Raw genomic sequence first — 22,313 nt, 5'->3', positions numbered from 1 at the left:
TAAAAACCGAATCGCGCACGCCATCAAACTGCGCTTAGACCTTGGATTCGTAGCTGCAACGGTCACCGAAATGGCAAGAACTGTTGACGCAAGTCGTTCATCTCGGGATAATGGAGCCTCTGGATCCAAAGAAGCCGTGAGTCCTCGGATGTGCGAAAAGTCCGAGCAGGGCGCTTCTTTAATTGCTGAATCTCCTTGCTGTCGAACACCGACGGAGCATCACCAAGAGATGTCGTCCCACGGGGACGACGAGCTTCGGCCCGACTCTAACCTCACTAATTAGGACGCGATATTCTTGACTACTTATGACTTGGCCATAATTCACGGCGACGGCATCGGCCCGGAGGTCAACAGGGAGGCTGTCAAAGCGCTCCACGCCGCGGCCAGCCGCTTCGGTTTTGGTCTGCAGACGACGGAATATCCGCTGGGTGCACAGGCATATCTCGAGACGGGAACACTCATCGACCCAGGCACCATGGACAGTCTCCGGGCCCACGACGCCATAATGTTCGGGGCCATGGGAGATCCTAGGGTAACCCCGGGGATCCTCGAACGGGGTTTGATCCTGAGGATGCGCCGCGAGCTTCGCCAGCAGGTCAACCTTCGACCTGTCCGCCTCTATCCCGGAGTCCCGACCCCAATCAAAGATCTCGACCCGGGGCGTTGCGATTTCGTGGTCGTTCGTGAGAACACCGAGGGCATGTATGTGGGCGGAGGTTCGACAGTCCATGCCGGGACCAGAAACGCCGTAGCTCTCCAGGAATCGGTTAACACGGCCCAGGCCATCTCTGACGTCGTCGATTACGCCTTCCGGCTGGCACGGGCACGCCGCGGTAAGCTGACGCTCTGCCACAAGAAGAATGTCCTCGTCCACGCCGGCGAGCTGTGGCAAAGCGTCGTCAACGAGCACGCTGCCCAGTACGATGACGTCGAAGTTGACTACATCCATGCTGATGCAATGTGCCAGCACATGCCGATGAATCCTGAGCGATTCGACGTAATCGTGACCGACAACCTCTTTGGCGACATCATTTCAGACTTGGGCGCCACCATCCAAGGGGGCCTCGGCGTTGCGGCCAGCGCCAACCTTAACTTGGATGGCACCGCACCCAGCATGTTTGAACCCGTCCACGGGTCCGCACCTGATATTGCCGGAAAGGGATGGGCGAATCCGGCAGCGGCTGTACTCTCCGCCGCGCTATGCCTGGCATCCTTGGGCGAAGGCAAGGCAGCGCTGGCTCTGGAGAACGCAGCGGCTTCGGTACTCGGTGAACTCCCGGCCTTGGCCGGAGCAGGTATGGGGGCCACGACCGAGCAGATCGGCGATCGGATCGCTGAGCGAATCACGGACGAAACGGGCATAAGTTCCCAGATCGAGGAGACATCCATCATGACGGCGATGGCCGCGATCTGACCCCACCTGTACAGCAGGGACCCAGTCAAGATTTGGCGTTCCTGCTGTACAGGACCAAAAGAACCAATCCGACGGGTCAAGCCGTTTGGCCAGTCCGGCTACTACTCCGCAACCCAAGGCGCTGTCAGCTAGGCAGGCGCTCGTAAATATCCTGCTGTGGACTCCCGGGGAGCGCCGCTGCGGAGCTGATGGATCGTTTTCTCGATATGGTCCCTGGCGAGGCGCTCGGCCGTGACTCCATCCGCCAATTCGATCGCGTCGACAATTGCTGTGTGCTCATCGATGGCGCGAAGTGCACTGCTGGGCTCGATCATCGCAACGGGGGCAAATACCTGAGCTGTCATCCGAATAATGGAGGTCTGGGCAATCACAAACTCGTTGTTGGTCATTTGCGCGATCATTTCGTGGAAATCAACATTGAGCTTTGAATACCCCCGCGGGTTCCATGGTTCGACAGCCTTGCGCTGCGCAGCAATGACTTGTCTAAGGTCACGCAGGCGTGCAACCGAGACGGTCGCCGCAGCCAATCGCGCCGCTAAGCCATCGATCACAGCCCGCAGTTCGTAGGCCGCGAGCAAAGTCTGGACATCACCTGAAATGACTCTGACTCCCCGGCGCGCGTCAGACTTGATCAGACCTTCCTGTTCCAGCCGCCGCAGAGCTTCGCGCAGAGGCGTACGGCTTACGCCCAGTTCCTCGGAGAGCTCCTCCTGCTTTAGCCAGGCCCCTGTAGGATACTGCTGCGAATAAATTCGCTCGCGCAGAAGCGCAGTGACTTCATCCACCAAAGGGACCTTGCGCCGAGCAGGAGCATCAACGAGGCCGTCACCGCGACCGCGCTGCATTGACTGTGAACCGCCCACCACCCACAACCTTTCGTTAATACAACCTTAGTCGAGCCAGAAGCGTGCCGACCGAGCATGAAACCAGTTACTGCTCCGCGACCAGTAAACCAGCAACCGCCCTGCCATTTCGCCACAACGTGCCCGACCAGGAAATTCACCGGCCTTACCTCTGGGATGTGCGGTGTTTCATGTCTTGATCCTGCAGTATTGCATGTGGCACGGCGATTCCAGCGACTATTGACATGTTTCGCTTGCCGCGGCACAGTGGAACGTACGTCTTGTGAATCGTCTGGATCCAAAGTGTTCCAATTTTCGCATTTGAGGGCTCTAGCCCGAGACGCTGCACCGCTGGAGGATCGCCGCGATGGCGCCTCCCTGACATAGCCATGAGCTGGCTGATGGGCTGAAACGCGCCCGCCAACAACGAAAGAAGGTAACAGTGGCACTGATCACTGCCGCCGGTGTCCTCGACGGGACGCCGGAACTCGAACGAAGCATTATGCGCCCTATGACCGGGCGCGTTCAGGAAAACTCACGCAAGTCCGAAGAGAACCCCCGTGCATAGTGGTCACCAGCACTCAATCGGTCTGGTTGGGGCTGGCAAAGTCGGCATAGTTCTCGCAACGGCGTTGGTTCGCGCTGGCCACACTGTGGTTTCCGTGTGGGACCCGTCGCCAACTGCCGTAGACGGGGCGCGGGAAACACTGGGGGACTTCCAGGCGGCGTCAACGGTTGCTGAAGCTACCGCCGGAGCCGATCTGGTACTTCTCGCCGTGCCCGATGACGTTCTGCAAGGCCTCGTCGAGACCTTGGCCGCGGAGGGAAACGACTGGCACGGCGTCAATGTCGTTCACGTCAGCGGAAGATATGGGGCCGTTGTGCTTGGCCCCCTGAGCGAGCAGGGAGCCGCGGCGATAGCGCTGCACCCGGCAATGGCTTTCAGCGGAGACCGGGACACCGAACTGAGCCGTATAACCGGTGCCCGTTTTGCCGTGACTGCAGAGGACCGGATGACCGCAGAGAACCTCGTCCAGGACATGGGCGGGATCCCCTTCAAGGTCGACGAATCAGACCGCATCATGTACCACGCAGCTATGACCCATGCCAGCAATCACCTGGTAACCCTGATTGTTCAGTCATCGGCCATGCTCGCAAGCATCTCGATTAAGGACACATCTGAAGTGCTTCGCCCGGCGCTGGCGGCAGCGCTGGAAAACGCACTCGTGCGAGGCGCCGCCGGAGCTACCGGGCCAGTGGTACGCGGTGACATCGGAACGGTGACTGAGCATATCCGCGCCCTCTCGGAACGAATGCCTGAAATCCTCCCCGTGTATGGGGTAATGTCCCAAGCCGGAGCGGATATTGCCCTAACCGCCGGACGAATCTCCGAAGACGTAAGACAGCGGGTTGGGCAGGCAGTGGGCGCTCCCTCCAACGGTTCCGAGCCACAGCATGCCAGTGGTGGGTCATAAATCTGTGGCGTTTTTCTCGCCGATCGTCCGGCGCCGGGCGACTCTATGACTTCCGGTCGGCATTGCAGCTAACTTTTAGGCAAAACCGGGCGGAATGGGGATCCAGAGATGGAAGCTCTGGGAGCCGACCAGTTCGGTTCGCAGGTCACGGTTACAACGGCCCTGCCTCGATCGCCCACCCCTGCCGTATTACCTAGCAGCCCTGTGGACGGATGTGAAAACAAACCCGAAAAAGTTTGGCGGCACTCGTTCTGCTTCCCGGCGCAGCGACGGCCGGGCGCCCCACTGCAAGGGCGCCTGGCCGCCCGAGCACTAAGAACAGTGCACACCGATGCTCGCCACCTAGCCCGGTCGGCGTAGCGAGCACATCGATCCTGTATCACCCTGGTCTCATTAGGTGGTCCGCGCCGCGGCCGGCTTCGTCGTCGAAACGGAGATTTTGACCTGATAGGTCGGCGGCCACGGGAAACTGCCTTACTGCGGCTCAGGGCCTTCCCGCAGACGGGCCATGAAAGCTGGCTTTCAGCAGGCAGAGATTCAAACATCAAACCCCTGAAAGTCCCGACTGCTGGGCACCGCAGAGATACGGACAGGGGGCCGCGAACGGCTCAGCAGGCGTTGGCATTAGAGGCTTGCGGAAGGCCTTGAAAACGGCGGACTCTTGGCATGCCCACCCTTGCTGCAATAACCGCATCTGCGCGCCTCGGCCCGGCAGTAGAGCCGGGTCAGTCGGGGAGTGGAGTAGAACGTCCCCAACCTAAATCCTTCGTTAAATGGTCAAGCAGCGGCTGGACACGATAGGGGAGGGGGGTCGACACCGTGAGGGTTGTATTCGTGTGCCTGACGCCGGGAATATCGACCATCCGCGCTGCGGCGGCTTGAAGCTCCTGGAGTGTTGCGGATGCCACTCTTACCAGGAGGTCTTCCCTGCCCGCCTGGGTCGTTACCTCAAGGACCTCCGGGATCTGGCTGAGTGCTATGACGACGTTGCGCAGCTGCCGCTGATCGAGTTCCAGACCAACGAATGCCTGCACCGGGATTCCGGCTGCTTCGAGGTCTACAACCGGTCTGAATTTTTGGAGCACACCGCGCTTCTCCAAACGTTGGAGTCGGGCCAGAACCGTGTTGCGGGAGATGCCCAACTGGGCGGCAAGGTCTGCGACACCAGCACGGGCGTTGCTGTCGAGCCTCTTCAGGAGCTCCGAGTCGAGCCTATCGATACTAATCATTTCGTCCAGCTGAATCCCGCAAAGTTTCCCTCATCTACATCTGATGCTTAGTTAAGTGCTTATAAGTTGACCATAGCCGCAGGCACATCTCAAGGTTAGGTATCAGATCAATCAGCACTACTACCGATTAGATGAGGAGGCACCCATGTGTGAGGTTTTGGTAATCGCCCCCGACGTGAATCAGTTCCGTAGAGCGGACGAGGCGGTTAGCGGTGGCTCACGGGGCCTCCCGTTGCGCAGGAATCGGAGGAGAGATCCCGCCCCTGGTGAATAGCGCGGCAACCATTCTTTGGAGGCCCCAGTAATCAGAGTCACCGGCACGTCACGCCCACCCTCAAGCAGGCTGGAAGAAGAGTGGCTTCCCGGGCTGGACAGAATCCTTGATGCGGTTGACCGCAGCTCCAACTACTAACGGACGAGATGAACCATGATCGTAAAACAATTCGCCCTGCCGGACGTGGGTGAAGGCCTCACCGAGGCAGAAATCATCACCTGGCTTGTCAAACAAGGCGACCAAGTCACGGTTAACCAAGCCATCGTAGAAATCGAGACAGCAAAATCGCTGGTTGAACTCCCTTGCCCATTTGCAGGTGAAGTCAGCGAATTGCTGGCCGAACAAGGGGAAACGGTTGATGTAGGACGGCCAATCATCAGCATCGCGACTTCATCACCTGAGCCTGCTGACGGATCCGACAGGTCAGGAACGTCCCAAGAGTCAACAGCCACCGCGGATGAGGAAGATCCCAAACTCCTGGTCGGCTATGGAGCACGTGAAGTTCAAAGTAAGCGACGTCGCTCCCGAACGGTCCCAAGCGAAGTTCAGGAAAGTTCAGCGGTTCAGCCACCTGCCGAAACCCGGCGCCCAAAGGCGAGCCCGCCGGTCAGAAAGCTGGCAAAAGACCTTGGCCTCAATCTGCATGCCGTAGAACCCACCGGGCCTGGCGGCATATGCACCCGCGAAGACGTGCTCCGGGCACGCGCCAGCGACAATGGTTCCAGCGACACCCCGGTTGGTGCCCTGAAGGCACAAGTAAACCCGGTCGCTGGCGGCGATATCCGTATTCCTATCAAGGGGGTGCGAAAACACACTGCGGCTGCCATGGTGCAGTCTGCGTTTACAGCACCGCACGTCACGGAATTCGTTACAGTCGACATTTCACGGACGCTGGCATTGAAATCCGAAATAGGCCGCCGCAGGGAGTTTGCGGACGTTAAGCTCACACCGCTTGCCTTCGTGGCAGGCGCCTTCCTGAAGGCCATTCAGCGGACGCCCGAGGCGAACTCGAAGTGGGATGAAGCCGCGCAGGAAATCATCCAGTACCGCGAAGTCAACCTGGGCATCGCGGCGGCCACCCCGAGAGGGCTGATCGTGCCCAACATCAAGGGTGCCCAGTACCTGAGTCTCGCTGAACTAGCGACGGCGATCGGCGACCTGGCCTCGACAGCCAGGTCGGGCAAGACCGAACAAGCGGCGATGACCAACGGCACAGTCACGATCACGAATATCGGCGTTTTCGGAATTGACACCGGCACACCAATCTTGAACCCAGGGGAGGCCGCGATCCTGGCGGTAGGAACAGTTCGTCGGGCCCCCTGGGTCGTAGAGGACGAAAAAGGCGAAAGAATCGAGCCGCGATCCGTCCTCCAGCTGGCACTGTCCTTTGACCACCGGATCATGGATGGACAGCAGGGCTCACAGCTATTAGCAGACACAGCCGCGCTCCTCAGAGAACCCGGCCTGGCGCTGCTCTAAACCACCACAGGTAACAACCTAAATCCCGAGTACGGCCGCCATGATAAGGCCGCTCCCTAGTGGCAGATGACCGGCCATCCCGATCGGATCGTGGGTTGAAGTCAGCCAACATCGGCCCTCCCTCCAAAGGGGTGTGACAGCGGGCCAAATAGTGTTGCCGACGGCAGCATCCGTTGGCTCCCAAGGCGAAGGACTCAGCCGGCAGCTCGTAAACCAAGATTCGGGCTAGAAGCGCTTCATCCCATCGAACTTTCAAGTCCATAGGCAAGCTCCCCATAAACGTGGCCGGGCTTGAACCAGACCGTCAAACAACAAACCGAACGTCAGAGAAGAGGAACCATGCCGGTGCTCCAGAAAGGGCCGGGGCCTGCATCCGCAGCGCCAGAAGTTCAGGATGACTTGCCGCCCTACCCCGAGGCCGATCTTCTTTACCTTTCGGGCCTTCTCACCGCAGCCGAGCAGACCCAGCTCGCCCAGGCCCGCAACTTCTTCCAGCAAGAAGTACGTCCAATCGCCGTTGATTTTTGGAATCGAGCGGAATTCCCATTTGAGCTCCTACCCAAACTGGGCAAGCAGCAACTGACCGGATTGAATAGCCGTGGGCATCTGTTGGCCGGTCTGATTCAGATGGAATTCGCACGCGCGGATACCTCTGTGTCCACGTTTTTTGGCGTCCATGACGAACTGTTCACCACAGCAATCCGCGAATTGGGCTCCGATGAGCATCGTCAGACCATGCTTCCAGACCTGCTATCGCTCAAGAAAGTAGGAGCCTTCGCCCTTACGGAGCCCCTGCACGGGTCCGACATTTCCAGGCAGATGGAAACCACCGCAACCCGAAGCGGAGATGAATGGATTCTGAATGGCCACAAACGATGGATCGGCAACGGTACCTTCGCGGATTACGTCCTGGTCTGGGCCCGCGATACAGCCGACGACCAGATCAAAGGGTTCATCGTCGAGAAAGGCACCGAGGGCTTCCGCACTGAAGCCATATCGAACAAGACAGCTGTCCGCATCATTCAGAACGCCAATATCACCCTGAATAACGTCAGAATCCCGTTCACCAACTGGCTGCCAGGAACACGAACGTTCCGGGATGCCAACTCCCTCCTCCTGCACTCAAGGGTGTGGGTCAGCTGGCAGGCCGTAGGCCAGCAGTTTGCAGCATTCGACGTTGCGAGGGCATACGCACTCCAGCGCAAGCAATTCGGCAAACCAATCGCTTCCTTCCAGCTCATTCAGGACCAACTGGCGCGAATGATCGGAAACGCCACGATGTCCCTTTCCCTGATGATCCAACTCGCACGCCTAACAGAGTCGGGCCTTCTCACCATGGACCATGCTGCGCTGGCAAAAGCAAGCTGCACAGAGCGGATGCGCAAGACCGTGGCGCTCGGCAGGTCAATCGTCGGAGGCAATGGAATCAGCACCGACTTCGAGATGGCGAAAATTTTCGCGGACGCAGAAGCGATCTACTCCTATGAGGGCAGCTACGAAATAAACGCTCTCTTAGTCGGGCGGGCACTGACCGGGATCTCGGCGTTCGCCTGATTCAATGCCGCTGCCATCCACACCAATAACGGCCGCATCATCACATGCACTGTCACGGGACCAAACGCCCCACGGAGGAGCAATCAAATGGAGCTCAGCAATACTGCAGCAATCGTTACCGGTGGCGCGTCAGGCCTTGGCGCAGCCACCGCCCGGGTTCTCGCCGAACAGGGCGCATACGTGTTTGCCGTCGACCTCGGCGACTCCATCGGACAGAGTCAGCCGGTAAACGGCGTGGAGTACCTCGAGGCCGATGTAACCGACGTTGCCCAGATCCGTGACGTCGTCCTAAAAGCCTCGGCCGACAAGCCCCTGCGGACAGTAATCAATTGCGCAGGGATTCTCCCGACGATGCGAATCCTCGGCAAAAGAGGTGTGCATGACCTCTCACTCTTCGCAAAGGTCATCGAAGTCAACCTCGTCGGATCCTTCAACGTTCTCGCCTCCGCGGCTGAAGCCATCTCGCGCACGGCCGCGGATGAACACGGTCAACGCGGTGTAATTATTAACACCGCCTCCATCGCTGCCTTCGAAGGCCAGATCGGCCAAGCCGCCTACGCCTCGTCAAAAGCCGGCATAGTAGGCCTCACCCTTCCTGCCGCCAGGGACCTAGCCCAGTATGGAATACGGGTAAATGCCATTGCACCGGGCATTGTGGAGACCCCCATGATGGCCTCCGTGAGCGACGAAGTCCGCCGAGGACTTGCCGCCGGCGTCACATTCCCCAAACGCCTAGCCCGTCCCGGGGAATTCGCTCAACTGGCACTGTCGATCATCGAACACGACTATCTCAACGGGGAAATCATCCGAATGGATGGGGCGCTGCGAATGGCCTCCCGGTAGCCCCGCAGATCAGCACTGATTTCAAAGGACAAAGCATGCACAACAATCCAGCACATGAAATTCCCTCCCATCCGGAGGATGTAGTGATTATCGGTGGTGCCCGAACTCCCCAGGGCAAGCTCAACGGCCAGTTGGCGGGATTGACCGCGGTAGAACTCGGTGCAGCAGCAGTAAGCGGAGCACTTGAAAAGGCCGGCATCGATCCGGGCCTGGTAGATGCCGTCGTGATCGGCCAGGTCGTGCAGGCGGGCTCCGGACAGAATCCGGCCCGCCAGACCGCACTAAAAGCCGGAATCAGCGGGACGGTACCTGCGACCACAATAAACAAAGTCTGCCTGTCCGGGCTTACCGCCGTCATAGATGCTGCCCGCCTCATCCGCGCCGGTGATGCGGAAGTAGTTGTTGCCGGGGGGCAGGAATCCATGAGTCATAGTCCGCACCTGCTGCCTGGCTCGCGCCAAGGATGGCTATACGGCGGCGGCAACATGATCGATTCACTCGTCAGCGACGGACTCAGCGACGCGCAAGAAGGTGTCTCTATGGGCCTTCTGACTGAACGAGGCAACCAGGTGCACAGCATAGGGAGACGCCAACAGGACGAGGTGGCAGCAGCGTCCCATCGGCGAGCTGCTCAGGCAGCCGACGAAGGAGTGTTCAAGGACGAAATCGTACCCATCACTGTTCACGGTAGGAAGGGACAGTCCCTGGTTCTTGACAGGGACGAACAAATAAGACCGGGCACGGACCTCGAGGTCCTGTCCCAATTACGTCCCGCATTTGCCGCGGATGGCAGCATCACGGCAGGAAACGCCTCGCCCCTCTCCGATGGAGCTGCAGCCCTTGTCCTCACTAGCCGCGCCAACGCCGAACGACTCCAACTTGAGATACTTGCCGTCGTCAGCGCCCCGGGCCAAGTAGCTGGTCCCGACAATTCACTGCATTCACAGCCCTCGAACGCTACCCGTGCGGCGCTGGCACGGGCCGGGTGGACCGCAGAAGATCTCGACTTCATCGAGATCAATGAGGCTTTCGGCGCCGTCGCGGTTCAGTCGTTGAACGAGTTGGGAATCCCCTTGGACCGCTGCAACATACACGGCGGGGCCATCGCTTTGGGCCATCCCATCGGAGCTTCCGGTGCGCGCCTAGCACTTCATGCCGCCAACGAACTGCTCCGCCGGGGAGCGGGCCGCGCGGCGGTCGCCCTCTGCGGGGGCGGTGGACAGGGCGAAGCGCTGCTGCTCTACCGGAACTAGCTCCACCTCCTCCTCAACCACATCGCGAAGTGTCACACCTGCGCGGTCCATAAGCCGTCATCCGCAATCCTTTGAAAGAATCAACGTGAAAAATAAACATTCCGTCCGTGTCTACAAGAGCGAAGAGAACCTCGCCCGTGAAGACCAGCTGGCCCACAAGATCGCAGCAGTGGCCGCCGACGCCGTCGAGGTCACACCGGACGTTACCGAGATGGTCATCAACCGGGTCATCGACAACGCTTCGGTTGCCATCGCTTCCCTGAACCGCGGGCCCATTGTCGCCGCCCGCGCCCAGGCTCTGACCCATGCACCGACCACTAACGGCAAGGGTGCCGGTGTTTTTGGCATCACCGACAGGGTTTCGCCTGAATGGGCTGCCTGGGCCAACGGCGTAGCGGTCCGCGAACTCGATTACCACGACACGTTCCTCGCGGCGGACTACTCGCACCCCGGGGACAACATTCCGCCTATCCTGGCAGTCGCGCAGCACGTTGGCGCCAGCGGCAAGGACCTGATCCGCGGCATCGCTACCGGCTACGAAATCCAGGTCAACCTGGTCAAGGCCATCTGCCTGCACAAGCACAAGATTGACCACGTGGCGCACCTCGGCCCGTCCGCCGCAGCCGGCATCGGCACGCTCCTCGGCTTGGATGTGGAGACGATCTTCCAGTCCGTTGGCCAGGCGCTGCACACCACCACCGCCACCCGCCAGTCGCGCAAGGGCGAGATTTCCACCTGGAAGGCCCACGCTCCGGCGTTCGCTGGCAAGATGGCCGTTGAGGCCGTGGACCGCTCCATGCGCGGCCAGACCTCTCCGGTGCCGATCTACGAAGGCGAAGACGGCGTCATTGCCTGGATGCTGGATGGCCCCGAGGCCTCGTACGAGGTTCCGCTGCCCGAAGCGGGCGAGGCAAAGCGCGCCATCATGGACACGTACACCAAGGAACACTCCGCCGAGTACCAGGCCCAGGCCTGGATCGATCTGGCCCGCAAGCTGCACAAGGAGCACCCGGAAGCCACCGACTCCGCGAACGTGAAGTCGGTCCTGATCAAAACGAGCCACCACACGCACTACGTCATCGGTTCCGGGGCCAACGATCCGCAGAAGTACAGCCCCACGGCCAGCCGCGAAACTCTGGACCACTCCATCCCGTACATCTTCACCGTCGCCCTGCAGGACGGCTCCTGGCACCACGTTGATTCCTACGCCCCGGAGCGTGCCGGCCGGGCCGACACCGTCGAGCTGTGGAACAAGGTCAGCACCGTTGAGGATGCCGAATGGACCCGCCGCTACCACTCGCTGGACATCGCCGAAAAGGCCTTCGGCGGCTCCGTGGAGATCACCCTGAACGATGGCACAGTCATCACCGATGAGATCTCCGTGGCCGACGCCCACCCCCTCGGCGCCCGGCCCTTCGCCCGCCAGCAGTACATCAACAAGTTCCGCACCCTCGCCGCCGGACTCGTCGCCGAGCAGGAAATCGAACGTTTCCTCGCCGCCGCCGAAAGCCTCCCGGACCTGGGCCCGGGCGAGCTTGACCAGCTGAACATCACCGCCGCCCCCGGCGTCATCGACCTCGATGCCGCCCCACAGGGACTGTTCTAAATGCTGTATTCAAGAACAACGCCCGAGTGGAAACGCGTTAAACTGCGGGAAATCCTGTCCTCGGGAACCATCGTCCAGTTCCCCGGCGCTTTCAGCCCGCTCTCGGCGCGGCTGATCGAGGAAAAAGGCTTCGCCGGCGTGTACATCTCCGGTGCCGTGCTGGCCAATGACCTTGGCCTGCCGGACATCGGCCTGACCACCCTCACCGAAGTTGCCACCCGTGCCGGGCAGATCGCCCGCATGACTGACCTGCCCTGCCTGATGGACGCCGACACCGGATTCGGCGAACCCATGAACGTGGCCCGCACCGTCCAGGAACTCGAAAACGCCGGCGTGGCCGGCTGCCACATCGAGGACCAGTTCAACCCCAAGCGCTGCGGCCACCTGGACGGCAAGAACGTAGTGGACCTGGACACAGCCACCAAACGCATCCGTGCTGCAGCGGATGCGCGCCGGGACCCGAACTTCCTCATCATGGCCCGCACCGACATCCGGGCCGTGGACGGACTCCAAGCCGCCAAAGACCGGGCAAAGGAACTGGTCGACGCCGGGGCTGACGCCATCTTCCCCGAAGCCATGCGTGACCTGCACGAGTTCCGGGCCATCCGTGACGCCGTCGACGTGCCCATCCTCGCCAACATGACCGAGTTCGGCAAAAGCGACCTGTTCACCGTGGACCAACTGCAGAACGTGGGCGTCAACATGGTGATCTACCCGGTGACCCTACTCCGCAGCGCCCTGGGCGCCGCTGAACGGGTCCTGGACACGCTCAGGAGCCTCGGAACACAGCAAGTGAGCGTGCCCGAAATGCTCACGCGGGCGCGTCTCTATGACCTCGTGGACTACGAGGCCTACAACAAATTCGATTCCGACGTCTTCAACTTCGAGATCCCTGACATCCGCTAATTCACGTACTGCAACGAAGGAGTTCAGCATGACTGACACAAACATCAGAAAAGGCCTCACCGGAGTCGTGGTGGACTACACCGCCATTTCCAAGGTCAACCCGGATACCAACTCCCTGCTGTTCCGCGGCTACCCTGTTCAGGAACTCGCCGCCCGGTGCAGCTTCGAAGAGGTCGCCTACCTCCTCTGGAACGGTGAGCTTCCCTCAGAAAGCGAACTAGCGGAATTCACCGCTCGCGAGCGTGCAGGCAGGAGCCTCGAACCGGCTCTCAAAATGATCATTGATGCCCTGCCGAAGACGGCTCATCCCATGGACGTCTGCCGCACCGCAGCATCCGTCCTCGGCGCGCGTCACCCTCTGGCCGAGCACTCCTCACCCGAAGCGAACATGACAAAGGCCATTGACCTGTTCGCGGCCATGCCCGCCGTGGTTGCCTACGACCAGCGCCGTCGCCGCGGGCAGGATGTCGTGAACCCCCGGGATGATCTGGGCTACTCGGCCAACTTCCTCTGGATGAGCTTCGGTGAACAACCCGCGGACGAGGTCGTCGAGGCCTTCAATGTGTCCTTGATCCTCTATGCGGAGCACTCCTTCAATGCCTCCACGTTCACCGCGCGTGTAGTTACGTCCACGCTTTCGGACCTGCATTCCGCCGTTACAGCCGGGATCGGGGCCCTTAAAGGTCACCTGCACGGCGGCGCCAATGAAGCAGTCATGCACACCTTCAATGAAATTGGCATACGCCCGGAGGAGTCCCTCGACGAAGCCGCGGCCCGGGCCAAATCCTGGATGGAGCAAGCCCTGGCGCAGAAGAAAAAGGTCATGGGCTTCGGACACCGGGTCTATAAGAACGGCGATTCCCGGGTGCCCACCATGAAGACGGCCCTGGACAAGCTGATCGACCACTACGGCAGGCCGGAAATTCTGGGACTGTACAACGGCCTCGAACAGGCCATGGACGAGGCCAAAGCCATCAAACCAAACCTTGACTACCCTTCAGGTCCGGCTTATCACCTGATCGGCTTCGACACCCCAATGTTCACACCAATCTTCGTCGCCAGCCGCATCCCCGGCATGACAGCCCACATCATGGAGCAGGCCGCCTCCAACGCCCTCATCCGCCCGCTAAGCGCCTACAACGGGCCCGAAGAGCGGCCGGTACCAGTTGGAAACCACACCCACTCCTAGTTGCCTAGCGCAGCCTCCTTCGAGGAAGATCATGAATTTGCGAACCATCACCGTAAAGCAAAGTGGACGCGTAGGCGTCATCACACTGAATCGACCGGAGGCCCTAAACGCACTGAACCTTCAACTGATGGAAGAAGTCGTGTCCGCTGCCAGAAGCTTAGACAAGGACCCTGATACAGGTGCCATCCTTCTGACCGGATCCGATCGCGCCTTCGCCGCAGGCGCCGACATCAAGGAGATGTCTTCCCGGACTTACATGGATATGTACTTGGACGATTGGCTGCAGGGCTGGGACGGCCTTGCCGCCGTGCGGACCCCAGTAATTGCTGCCGTCGCTGGCCACGCGCTGGGCGGAGGCTGTGAACTGGCAATGATGTGCGACTTCATCATCGCAGCTGACTCAGCGCGATTTGGCCAGCCGGAAATCAAACTGGGCGTGATACCTGGCATGGGCGGTTCGCAGCGCCTGACGCGCGCCGTTGGAAAGGCAAAGGCTATGGAGATGATCCTCACGGGCCGCACCATAGACGCGGCCGAGGCTGAACGCATCGGTCTCGTAGCAAGGGTCGTCCCTCACGACAGGCTCTTGGAAGATGCCTTGGAAACTGCGAAGGCGATCTCCGAGAAGTCCGCGCCAATCGTAATGCTGGCAAAAGAGGCAGTGAATGCTGCATTTCAAATGCCACTGGACAGCGGCGTCCTCTTCGAACGCAGGATTTTTCATTCTGTGTTCGCCAGCTCGGACCAAAAAGAAGGTATGCGCGCCTTCGTCGAAAAGAGACAGCCCAACTTTACCCACGCCTGACGCCCTGCCAGCTGCGGGGCGACGCGCACACTGCATCGTCCCAGCAGCCCGCGACAACAAACCTGTCAAAAATTCCCGGCGCGGCAAGAAGAAGCGCAACGCACACACCCGACGGCCGGGTGCCGCGCCGGGATCCCTTACCTACAAACAGTCCGCGCGACTCGAGGCCAGCTCACCCTTCGGGACCCCAACCATGAAATCACCTCGTCACCACGCCGCCTCGGTAGACAAAGGCCAAGCTACGCAGTTCGGACGCGGCGCGGCCGAGCCCGGTGGTCAGGTATTTGTGGTCGGGCGCAATTTCCTGGGCACTCAGAATTGCAATCTGGTCGGCGCCGGTATGTGTCCCGACGGAGCATGTAGGGGGTGGGCCGGAGTCCGCTTTCACGACATAGCCTGCGGCCGCAGATATCGGCCCCCTCGTGCCGCTGTGGTCTTGTCGGTGGCGGCCGAAAAGTGAGCCCCCATTACGGCGGCGAAATGGCTCACTTTTGGACCATTGCTTACAGGGTTACACGCCGCACTGCGTAATCCCCGCCGAATGGGAACTATTCGTCGATTGGTGCACCAGCGATGAAGCTAATCCTCTACGGGCATCGACGGTCACTCTGGTCGAATCTTTGGACGACAATCTCCGGCGAAGACCAGCCGGATGGCTGTCCCGGGCTGAGCTTGTCGCTGCCACACACCACGCGGTCTGCGAAGCATTTCGGCTGCCCGGCCCCGGCCCTTGACCTGCTGGAAGTGTTCTGCTGAGTCTCTGTCATGGCCTGGTTCGCCAACTAGACTCCATATCCCACCACTGCCAGCCGAGCAAACAATCCCCGGACACAGCAATCAGACAGCACCATGAACCCACATAGATCCAGCGACTTGGATCCGGTCATGGACCTCCCAGGTAACCGGGATCCGGGGTGCAATAACTCCAACACCACGCCGGGCTCCGCCGGAAAGAACGGGCCGTGCCAAAAGAAACAAACCCTCCTTGAGAGCCGGTGCTCAAAAGCCAGCCACGGAACGCGTCCAGCTCCACCCGCCGGCTCACATCCGGACGCTCTCGAGCTCGGCTCGCCCCGCAACCCCAACAGCGGCACTGCTGCTTACGGGCAGCCGTTCGTACACACGGTTGGTCCTAAAACCCGCTTTCGCGGCCCTTCCGGAACGCTGTGGAGGGAGCGATCGGGACGATTTCCCCGCCTGCCGCCAGCCTAAAAGCCATGTCCCGACTCCAGCCTATATCGATGCGCTCCCGGTGCAGCCACCGCTATTTTCAACCTGCCCGATTTCCACGTCGCCGGCGCTGAGGTGCATCCCTTTGGGCAAGAGTCGCTATGAGGACTTGTGGCGGCGGCAGACATACACCCGAATACAGCCCAAGTCGGCTTGTATCTCTTAAGTACCCCTGTTGACGTGGGGTGGTCGTCGTTTACGGTGGCCTTGGGAGGGGCCGGGGTGGTTCCGGTTTTCGGCTGGGCGTCATGGCTCGTGAAAGAGATCGTCGCCCCCGGCCTGTCTTCCAAGCAGACCCGATTGAGGGAATTGGTGGCCGGAAGAGAACGGTGCGCAGCACCGGGTTTCGTCCGGGCGGGCACCGGATGACTCACAGCGCGGGAACTGTATCCGACGCTTCCTCAGCAGTTGCGGGCGTGTGAGGGAGGTCGCCGCGGGCGCTCAGAACAGTGCATGACGGTTCTCCCCAAGGATGGGGAAGCCCCGGCCTGGTGACTCGGCTGGTGGACCGGCCAAAGACGGGTTGTCCCATCGCACGTATTCGATGCGAGGAGGAGAACCATCATGCAAAATCAGGATAAACCCGCGGCGATCGTCCGGGCAGTGGCGGGTATCGACGCGGCCATCACGGCACGCCACCATATCGCGGTGCGGGAGTTTTTCGACGACGGAACAGAACACCTAAGCCGTTTCACGGTCGACCCGACACTGGCCGGGTTGGAGAGACTCTCGGCGCGGCTGGCCGCAGTTCCTGCACCTGTGACAGCGGTCGTGGAACCGACGTCGATGACCTGGCTGGCGCTGGCCCTCGCGGTCGAACGGGCCGGCGGCAAGATGGAATGATCGGCGCCCGCCACTCCTCGCGGCTGCGCGGAGCCATCATGGGCAAGAACAAATCCGACGTCATAGACTCCGAAGTCCTCACGCACGTCGGCGAGATCTTCGACCCGCCACCCTTGGTCCTTGCATCTCCGGGACAGTTGGCGCTGCGGCGGGCCGTGGTCCGCCGGGCCGCGCCGTGATTGACGGCAACCGGTACTGGCGGCGGCTGCTGTCACTGCGAGGTGGGCCTTTCCCGATGTGTGGACCGCGTTCGCCGGTTCCGAGTCAACGGCCCTGGCCGTGCTGGGTCGCTGGCCCCACCTCCGGTCCCTGGCATCGGCGCGGGCGGCGACCCTGACGGCTGTGGTCGCCGAGCACACCCGTGATGTCGCCGATACTCCCGCCCGCGCGACAGCGATCAAGACGGCAGCACGGGGATGGGCGGATTCTGGGACGGACATCTGGACCTGGACGCGCTGGCCCGTCGACGTGATGGAACACCTGACTGACCTGCAGGAGTCCCGGGCAAGGTGGATCGCTTCACGTCGCATGCACGGCAGTGGTGGAGCAGCTCTACGGCGATGACCCGCTGATCCTGTCCCTGCCCGGCGTGGGCCCGGCAACCGGTCCCTGCATCCGAGCCTACTTCGGCGACGGATCCGGGTTCGACAGCGCCAAGAAAGCAGCCAACTATGTCGGCATCACCCCTTCAAACTGGTCCTCCGGAACGATGAACCAGTCTCGCCGGGCCATCAGCAAGGAAGGACCGGCACCCCTGCGCCTGGCTTTCTACCAGGCCGGTAGCGTCGCCCGGACCATGGATCCCCAGCTGGCCGCGTTCGATCACCGGCTCATGACCGAACACGGCACTGCCACACCCAGGCCACGATCGCTGTCGCCAGGAAACTGGCCGAAAGGACCTGGAAAACCCTCACCACCGGGCAAATGTATGAGCTCCGGACCTCGAAGGCCAGCCGGTCACCAAACGGGCAGCGAAAGAACTCATAGCCTCCCACTACACGTCACACCCAAGCAACGCAGCCAGTCGCGGTCCCACACGATCGAAGCAAAACGGGCCCGCCTGACACGGTAAATCGCGACCTGCACCATTTGTCCGCCGGCCACTGGCGACCTTCCGCCTCACCAGCCCGGGGGTGCAAACCAGCGGCCCAACGACCGGCCCCGTCCCGATGGACGCACATCCCGTCACAGCGGAACACAGGTGACGGTCCACTCACCCTGCCTGCCGTCCAGAGCCAAAAAAAGCATTGACAAGCGTTAGGGAATCTCTTCGTGGTTCGTGGGAATTGATCTCGTGTCGTAGATGACAGAAGGGCCCGTGCCCTGCTGGATGAGTGTGTCTAGCATTCAACCAGGACAGGACCACGAGCCTTGACTGAGCCTACCGGGGTGGACTCCGACGCTGCCACCAGCATCTTCAACCTGCCCGACTACCGCGTCATTTCCGCCACCGTCCTGGACGACGGGAGCCGCCGGATCATTATCGAAACCGACCAGCCACCTGGCTGCCCGACCTGCGGTGTCGTAGCGACCAGGCGGAAGGAACGACGTGTCCAGCGCATCCGGGACATCCCGGTCGCCGGCGCCGTTGAAGTCTCTGGTCCAAATACCGCTGGCACTGCGAGGAACGACCTGCCCGCGGCTCTCGTTCTTCGAAGCCACAACCCAGGTCCCGCGTCGTGCCCGATCCACCGGCCGGCTCCGGGACCACGTCGTTGACGCGGTGATCCGCTCGGGACGGGCAGTGTCCGAGACCGCTGTGGCATTCGGTGTCTCGTGGTGGATGGTGAGGGCCGCGCTGAATGAAGCCTGCCTGCTCACACTGCCTGATGTCGATGAACTCAGTCGCGGATGCTGGGCATTGATGAACACCGGTTCCGGTCCGTCCGATCTTCCGTGACCCGGAATCCAGCGCCTGGATCCGACAAGAGCCCTGGATGACCACGATCGTGGACCTCGACACAGGGCAGTCCTGGGCATGGTCGATGGGCGGGACCACAAAGGCGTGCGACTGGCTCTTCGCCCGTCCCCTGGACTGGAGACTGGCGTCAAGTCTCGCCATCGACCCCTCGGCCGCGTTCCGCAAAGCGCTACGGATGTGGCTCCCACGCACCGCAGTCGCAGTCGATCATTTCCACCTCGTCTCCCTGGGCAACCAGGCAATGACCGAGACACGCCAGAACCTGTCCCAGCAGGTCAAGGGCCGACGCGGCCGCACCGTGGACAAGGCCTGGGCGCACCGGATGCTGCTCCTGCGCGCCGGCGACACTCTCAGCGACAGCGCAGCCCACCGCCTGGCCGACGTCTTCGCCGTTGACGACCCGACCGGCAAGCTCGAAGCGGTCTGGAAGTCAAAGAACAACTGCGGCACTGCTTCGCACGAGCTCCCTCGCCGACGCAGCCGTCGCGAAAGAAGAACTCCACGTCCTTGTTCAGGCCGCCGCGCGGCCCGAAACGAACAGCTCTACCGCACCGTCTGCAGATGGTCGAACGAGATCGAGGTCCTCATCGTCACCGGCGCCACCACCGGCAAGGTCGAGGCCAACAACACCGCATCAAACACATCAAACGCACCGGCCGCGGCTACCGCAACCCAGGCAATTACAAATCAGTTATTCTCATGAGAAGTGCCGTCCGGACGGCGGCATGACACTCATCAGGGATTCCAATTCCCCATGAACCGCGAAGAGCCCCCAAGTCCTGTGCCCGGCCTGGTCCCACCACCCGATCCGTGATGCTTCGTTGCGCCATGATCGGAGGGGGCGCCGCAGAGACGGTGGCTACGTCAGCAGGCCCTGGGACTCAGCAGCTCTCACTCGCCCTCTCCCGATGTCCATGCCGTCACGTCACGTCACGTCACGTCAACTGGACCAAAGATTCGAGCTGTACGTGTAGTCCGGTTACCGAACTGCCGGCTGCAGGGGGGTGCGGTAGGTTTCCTTCATGAGGGTAGGGCGACTAGAGCAATTACGGCCTCCAATCCGAAAAAGATAACGTACGCCCAAGCGTTGTTTTAAACGCGGCGGCCAAGCTCGAAGCAATCAGAGGTGAGAATCCTGCGCCCAACAGCGTTCCAATCTGTTTTGCAATTGAGAACCCAGAGAAGCGAACCGGCGGTCGGATAGTTCTCGGAAATGAGTGCTCCTTCAACGCCATACATCAGTGCTTGTGCCACCCCAATAGCTACTACCATTCCGCAACCCACAAGCAGAATATTCTGTGACGGCAGTAAGTACAGGAAATAGACCGTAACCGTTACCATGGCGAGCGGAATACCGATGTAGTAGTTGCGTTTTCGTCCTCCCGAGTCGGATAGGCGGCCACTTAGGGGAATAGTAATCAGCGAAACAACGCCCGCGACCATGGTGGCGACGGTTAGTCCGGTCACTGAGAGACCGTAGTTCCGAGGCCCAATCGACAGCGCAAAAGTCGCAACGAGGTGATAGAGAGTGGAAGCAACCATTGCCAGGGCAATCCCCGCAAGAGTAGGCCGCCATGCAGTTCGGAAGACTTCGAGAGCAGGAACCTTTTAATCTGTTGTTTTTTCGCGAAAAGGCGATTCGGTGATACGGCGCCGGATGTAAGCACCGATTACAACTAGGATGACGCTGCCCAGAAATGGCATGCGCCATCCCCAGGAAAGTAGATCGTCCCGCGGCATCAGACTCAGCAGCGCGACGGAGCCAACTGAAAGTATGACCCCGACGCTGGCGGTTGCCATGACGATTGAGCCATACAGGCCGCGTCGGTTATCCGGAGCCGTTTCAAGGGTGAGAAGCGTGCCAGCCCCCGTTTCACCGCCTACGCCAATTCCTTGAATAAATCGAAGCGTGACCAAGAGTATGGGTGCCCATACGCCTATGGTTTCGTAGGTGGGCAGACCAATACCTATCGTTGAAGCCCCCATCAACAGAAGAGTCACCATGAATATCTTCTTCCGACCAACTTTGTCGCCGAAGTGGCCAATACGATACCCCCAATTGGCCGTGCACCATACCCCACGGCCAGTGTTGAGAATACGATGATTGTTCCGACTACAGGATCGAATGTCGGGAAGAACAGTTGATTGAACACGACGGGCGCGAGGAAGCCGTACAGGAGGAAGTCGTACCATTCTATTGTGGTGCCCAGCGCACTTGACACCACTGTTCTTCGACGGTTGGTCCGACTGTCCACTGGCGCGTCATGCTCGGAGTTCGGTCCTGCGTCTGAAGTAGATAGATTGTATTGCGTCATGTCTGTTCCTGACCGTGTTCTAAACGTTTTACATCGCGAAAGTTTTATACGAAAGCCTTGTGTTAGTGGACCTAACTCAGCGATAGGTGTGTAGTGCGCGTCCGCGCATTATTTTCCCCGGGAAGGGAATGTCCCACAATGGATTCGGATTGGAGGGCGACGTCGATAAGGCGGTCAAGGTCGACCCCGGTGTCGATTCCCATTTCATGGCACATGTGCACGAACTCCTCGGTGGCGATGTTCCCGGCGGCGCCGTGGTCCCCACCGAACGGGCATCCGCCCAACCCTGCGACCGAGGCATCGAAGTCACGTGCTCCCAGCTGCATCGCCGCGTAGGCGTTGGCGATACCCATGCCACGGGTATCGTGCAGGTGCATCCGAATGTCGTGTTCGGGCCAACGCTCCCGAACTTCACCGACCGTGCGGCGAATCTGTTCGGGATTGGCCCATCCCATGGTGTCCGCCAAAAGCAAGGTGGGGATATGGACACCTGCGTCCGCTGCTACTGCAAGCGCACGCGTAAAGCGATCGATCACAGCGCCCAGGTCGACGTCTCCTGCGTAGTTACAGCCGAAGGCCGCCGCGACCGACAAGTAGGCCACAGGCACGTTCGCCTCCCGAGCAACCGCGAGAGAATCCGGGATGTCGGCAAGCACCTGCTCGGTGGACCGTCTCATGTTCTTGTGGGAAAACTCCTCGCTGGCCGAGACGATCACCGCGGCCTTGACGTCCAGAGTGTCGACCGCGAGTGCGCGTTCGAGACCCTGCCTGTTCAGGTAAACACAGGTGTATTCGGTGCCCGGCTTCCGAGTGAACCCTGTTGCGACCTGCTCGGCGTCCGCCATTTGCGGAACCCACTTCGGTGAGACGAAAGAGGTAACTTCGATCTCCGGGAAGTTGCACTCGGACAGAAAGGTTCACCAGACGTATCTTCTCCGCGTCGGATTGGTCCCTTCTCGATCTGCATACCCTCACGCGCGCCTACTTCACGCACAACGACAGACTTAGGCAGTGTCATTAGTCATCCTCCTTTGGGACACAGGGGGGCGCCGCTCCTATCAGCACGGGGCATTTTGCTTGATGGGTTTGCAGTCCAGGGACGTCGTTAGACAAGTGATACACAGCACCAACACGC

The 22,313-nt window shown here is 60.6% G+C and carries 18 protein-coding genes and 1 pseudogene; 15 read left to right on the top strand and 4 right to left on the bottom strand.

Annotated elements, in window-relative coordinates; genetic code table 11:
- Window positions 1-295 precede the first annotated feature (295 nt).
- Complete coding sequence (locus DMB86_RS19535) at window positions 296-1,414, top strand: 3-isopropylmalate dehydrogenase (protein ID WP_113719726.1); 1,119 nt, start codon at window positions 296-298, stop codon at window positions 1,412-1,414.
- 128 nt (window positions 1,415-1,542) lie between these two features.
- Here the strand turns inward: DMB86_RS19535 and DMB86_RS19530 are convergent, their stop codons facing one another.
- The gene (locus DMB86_RS19530) at window positions 1,543-2,199 is read right to left on the bottom strand and encodes a GntR family transcriptional regulator (protein WP_113719819.1); all 657 of its coding nucleotides are present in this window, start codon (window positions 2,197-2,199) and stop codon (window positions 1,543-1,545) included.
- Between the two features lie 617 nt (window positions 2,200-2,816).
- Here DMB86_RS19530 and DMB86_RS19525 point away from each other — a divergent pair.
- Complete coding sequence (locus DMB86_RS19525) at window positions 2,817-3,731, top strand: Rossmann-like and DUF2520 domain-containing protein (RefSeq protein WP_113719725.1); 915 nt, start codon at window positions 2,817-2,819, stop codon at window positions 3,729-3,731.
- Window positions 3,732-4,456: 725 nt separating this feature from the next.
- On the opposite strand, the gene DMB86_RS19520 is transcribed toward DMB86_RS19525, so the two are convergent.
- Complete coding sequence (locus tag DMB86_RS19520; RefSeq protein ID WP_066281375.1) at window positions 4,457-4,960, bottom strand: Lrp/AsnC family transcriptional regulator; 504 nt, start codon at window positions 4,958-4,960, stop codon at window positions 4,457-4,459.
- Between the two features lie 427 nt (window positions 4,961-5,387).
- Here DMB86_RS19520 and DMB86_RS19515 point away from each other — a divergent pair, with 427 nt between their 5' ends.
- The 13 genes from DMB86_RS19515 to DMB86_RS20685 all read left to right on the top strand — a co-directional run bounded on the left by DMB86_RS19515 (window position 5,388) and on the right by DMB86_RS20685 (window position 19,566).
- Window positions 5,388-6,713 carry a dihydrolipoamide acetyltransferase family protein gene (locus DMB86_RS19515; RefSeq protein WP_113719724.1) on the top strand — a complete coding sequence of 442 codons (1,326 nt, stop codon included), beginning with the start codon at window positions 5,388-5,390 and terminating at the stop codon, window positions 6,711-6,713.
- A 339-nt stretch (window positions 6,714-7,052) separates the two neighbouring features.
- Window positions 7,053-8,267: an acyl-CoA dehydrogenase family protein gene (locus DMB86_RS19510; RefSeq protein WP_113719723.1), complete on the top strand. Its 1,215-nt coding sequence runs from the start codon at window positions 7,053-7,055 to the stop codon at window positions 8,265-8,267.
- Window positions 8,268-8,354: 87 nt separating this feature from the next.
- Entirely contained in the window at window positions 8,355-9,110 is a 756-nt protein-coding gene (locus tag DMB86_RS19505) for an SDR family NAD(P)-dependent oxidoreductase (protein ID WP_113719722.1), read from the top strand.
- 35 nt (window positions 9,111-9,145) lie between these two features.
- Entirely contained in the window at window positions 9,146-10,363 is a 1,218-nt protein-coding gene (locus DMB86_RS19500) for an acetyl-CoA C-acetyltransferase (RefSeq protein ID WP_113719721.1), read from the top strand.
- Window positions 10,364-10,448: 85 nt separating this feature from the next.
- A complete protein-coding gene (locus DMB86_RS19495; RefSeq protein WP_113719720.1) occupies window positions 10,449-11,969 on the top strand; it encodes an MmgE/PrpD family protein in 1,521 nt (506 codons plus the stop codon).
- Window positions 11,970-12,875 (top strand): methylisocitrate lyase, encoded by a 906-nt coding sequence (gene prpB / locus DMB86_RS19490; protein ID WP_113719719.1) that lies wholly within the window; start codon window positions 11,970-11,972, stop codon window positions 12,873-12,875.
- Window positions 12,876-12,903: 28 nt separating this feature from the next.
- Window positions 12,904-14,064 carry a bifunctional 2-methylcitrate synthase/citrate synthase gene (locus DMB86_RS19485; RefSeq protein ID WP_113719718.1) on the top strand — a complete coding sequence of 387 codons (1,161 nt, stop codon included), beginning with the start codon at window positions 12,904-12,906 and terminating at the stop codon, window positions 14,062-14,064.
- Window positions 14,065-14,095: 31 nt separating this feature from the next.
- The gene (locus DMB86_RS19480) at window positions 14,096-14,869 is read left to right on the top strand and encodes an enoyl-CoA hydratase (RefSeq protein ID WP_227878808.1); all 774 of its coding nucleotides are present in this window, start codon (window positions 14,096-14,098) and stop codon (window positions 14,867-14,869) included.
- 1,794 nt (window positions 14,870-16,663) lie between these two features.
- The gene (locus tag DMB86_RS21275) at window positions 16,664-16,942 is read left to right on the top strand and encodes a hypothetical protein (RefSeq protein WP_227878807.1); all 279 of its coding nucleotides are present in this window, start codon (window positions 16,664-16,666) and stop codon (window positions 16,940-16,942) included.
- Window positions 16,939-17,121 carry a hypothetical protein gene (locus DMB86_RS21270; RefSeq protein WP_227878809.1) on the top strand — a complete coding sequence of 61 codons (183 nt, stop codon included), beginning with the start codon at window positions 16,939-16,941 and terminating at the stop codon, window positions 17,119-17,121. The genes DMB86_RS21275 and DMB86_RS21270 overlap by 4 nt, the downstream gene beginning before the upstream one ends.
- Before the next feature lie 359 nt (window positions 17,122-17,480).
- Window positions 17,481-18,014: a transposase gene (locus DMB86_RS21715; protein WP_193926282.1), complete on the top strand. Its 534-nt coding sequence runs from the start codon at window positions 17,481-17,483 to the stop codon at window positions 18,012-18,014.
- Between the two features lie 317 nt (window positions 18,015-18,331).
- Entirely contained in the window at window positions 18,332-18,661 is a 330-nt protein-coding gene (locus tag DMB86_RS21265; RefSeq protein WP_227878815.1) for a transposase family protein, read from the top strand.
- Between the two features lie 218 nt (window positions 18,662-18,879).
- Complete coding sequence (locus DMB86_RS20685) at window positions 18,880-19,566, top strand: transposase (RefSeq protein ID WP_171814620.1); 687 nt, start codon at window positions 18,880-18,882, stop codon at window positions 19,564-19,566.
- 389 nt (window positions 19,567-19,955) lie between these two features.
- Here DMB86_RS20685 and DMB86_RS21560 read toward each other — a convergent pair.
- Window positions 19,956-21,056, bottom strand: a pseudogene (locus DMB86_RS21560) (MFS transporter).
- Window positions 21,057-21,249: 193 nt separating this feature from the next.
- Entirely contained in the window at window positions 21,250-22,065 is an 816-nt protein-coding gene (locus tag DMB86_RS19455; RefSeq protein ID WP_236783395.1) for a hydroxymethylglutaryl-CoA lyase, read from the bottom strand.
- Window positions 22,066-22,313: the final 248 nt, after the last annotated feature.

It is taken from the genome of Arthrobacter dokdonellae, assembly GCF_003268655.1.
GTDB classification, from domain to species: Bacteria; Actinomycetota; Actinomycetes; order Actinomycetales; family Micrococcaceae; genus Specibacter; species Specibacter dokdonellae.
The sequence above is the reverse complement of the archived record's forward strand: the minus strand, read 5'-3'. Positions and strand labels throughout refer to the sequence as shown.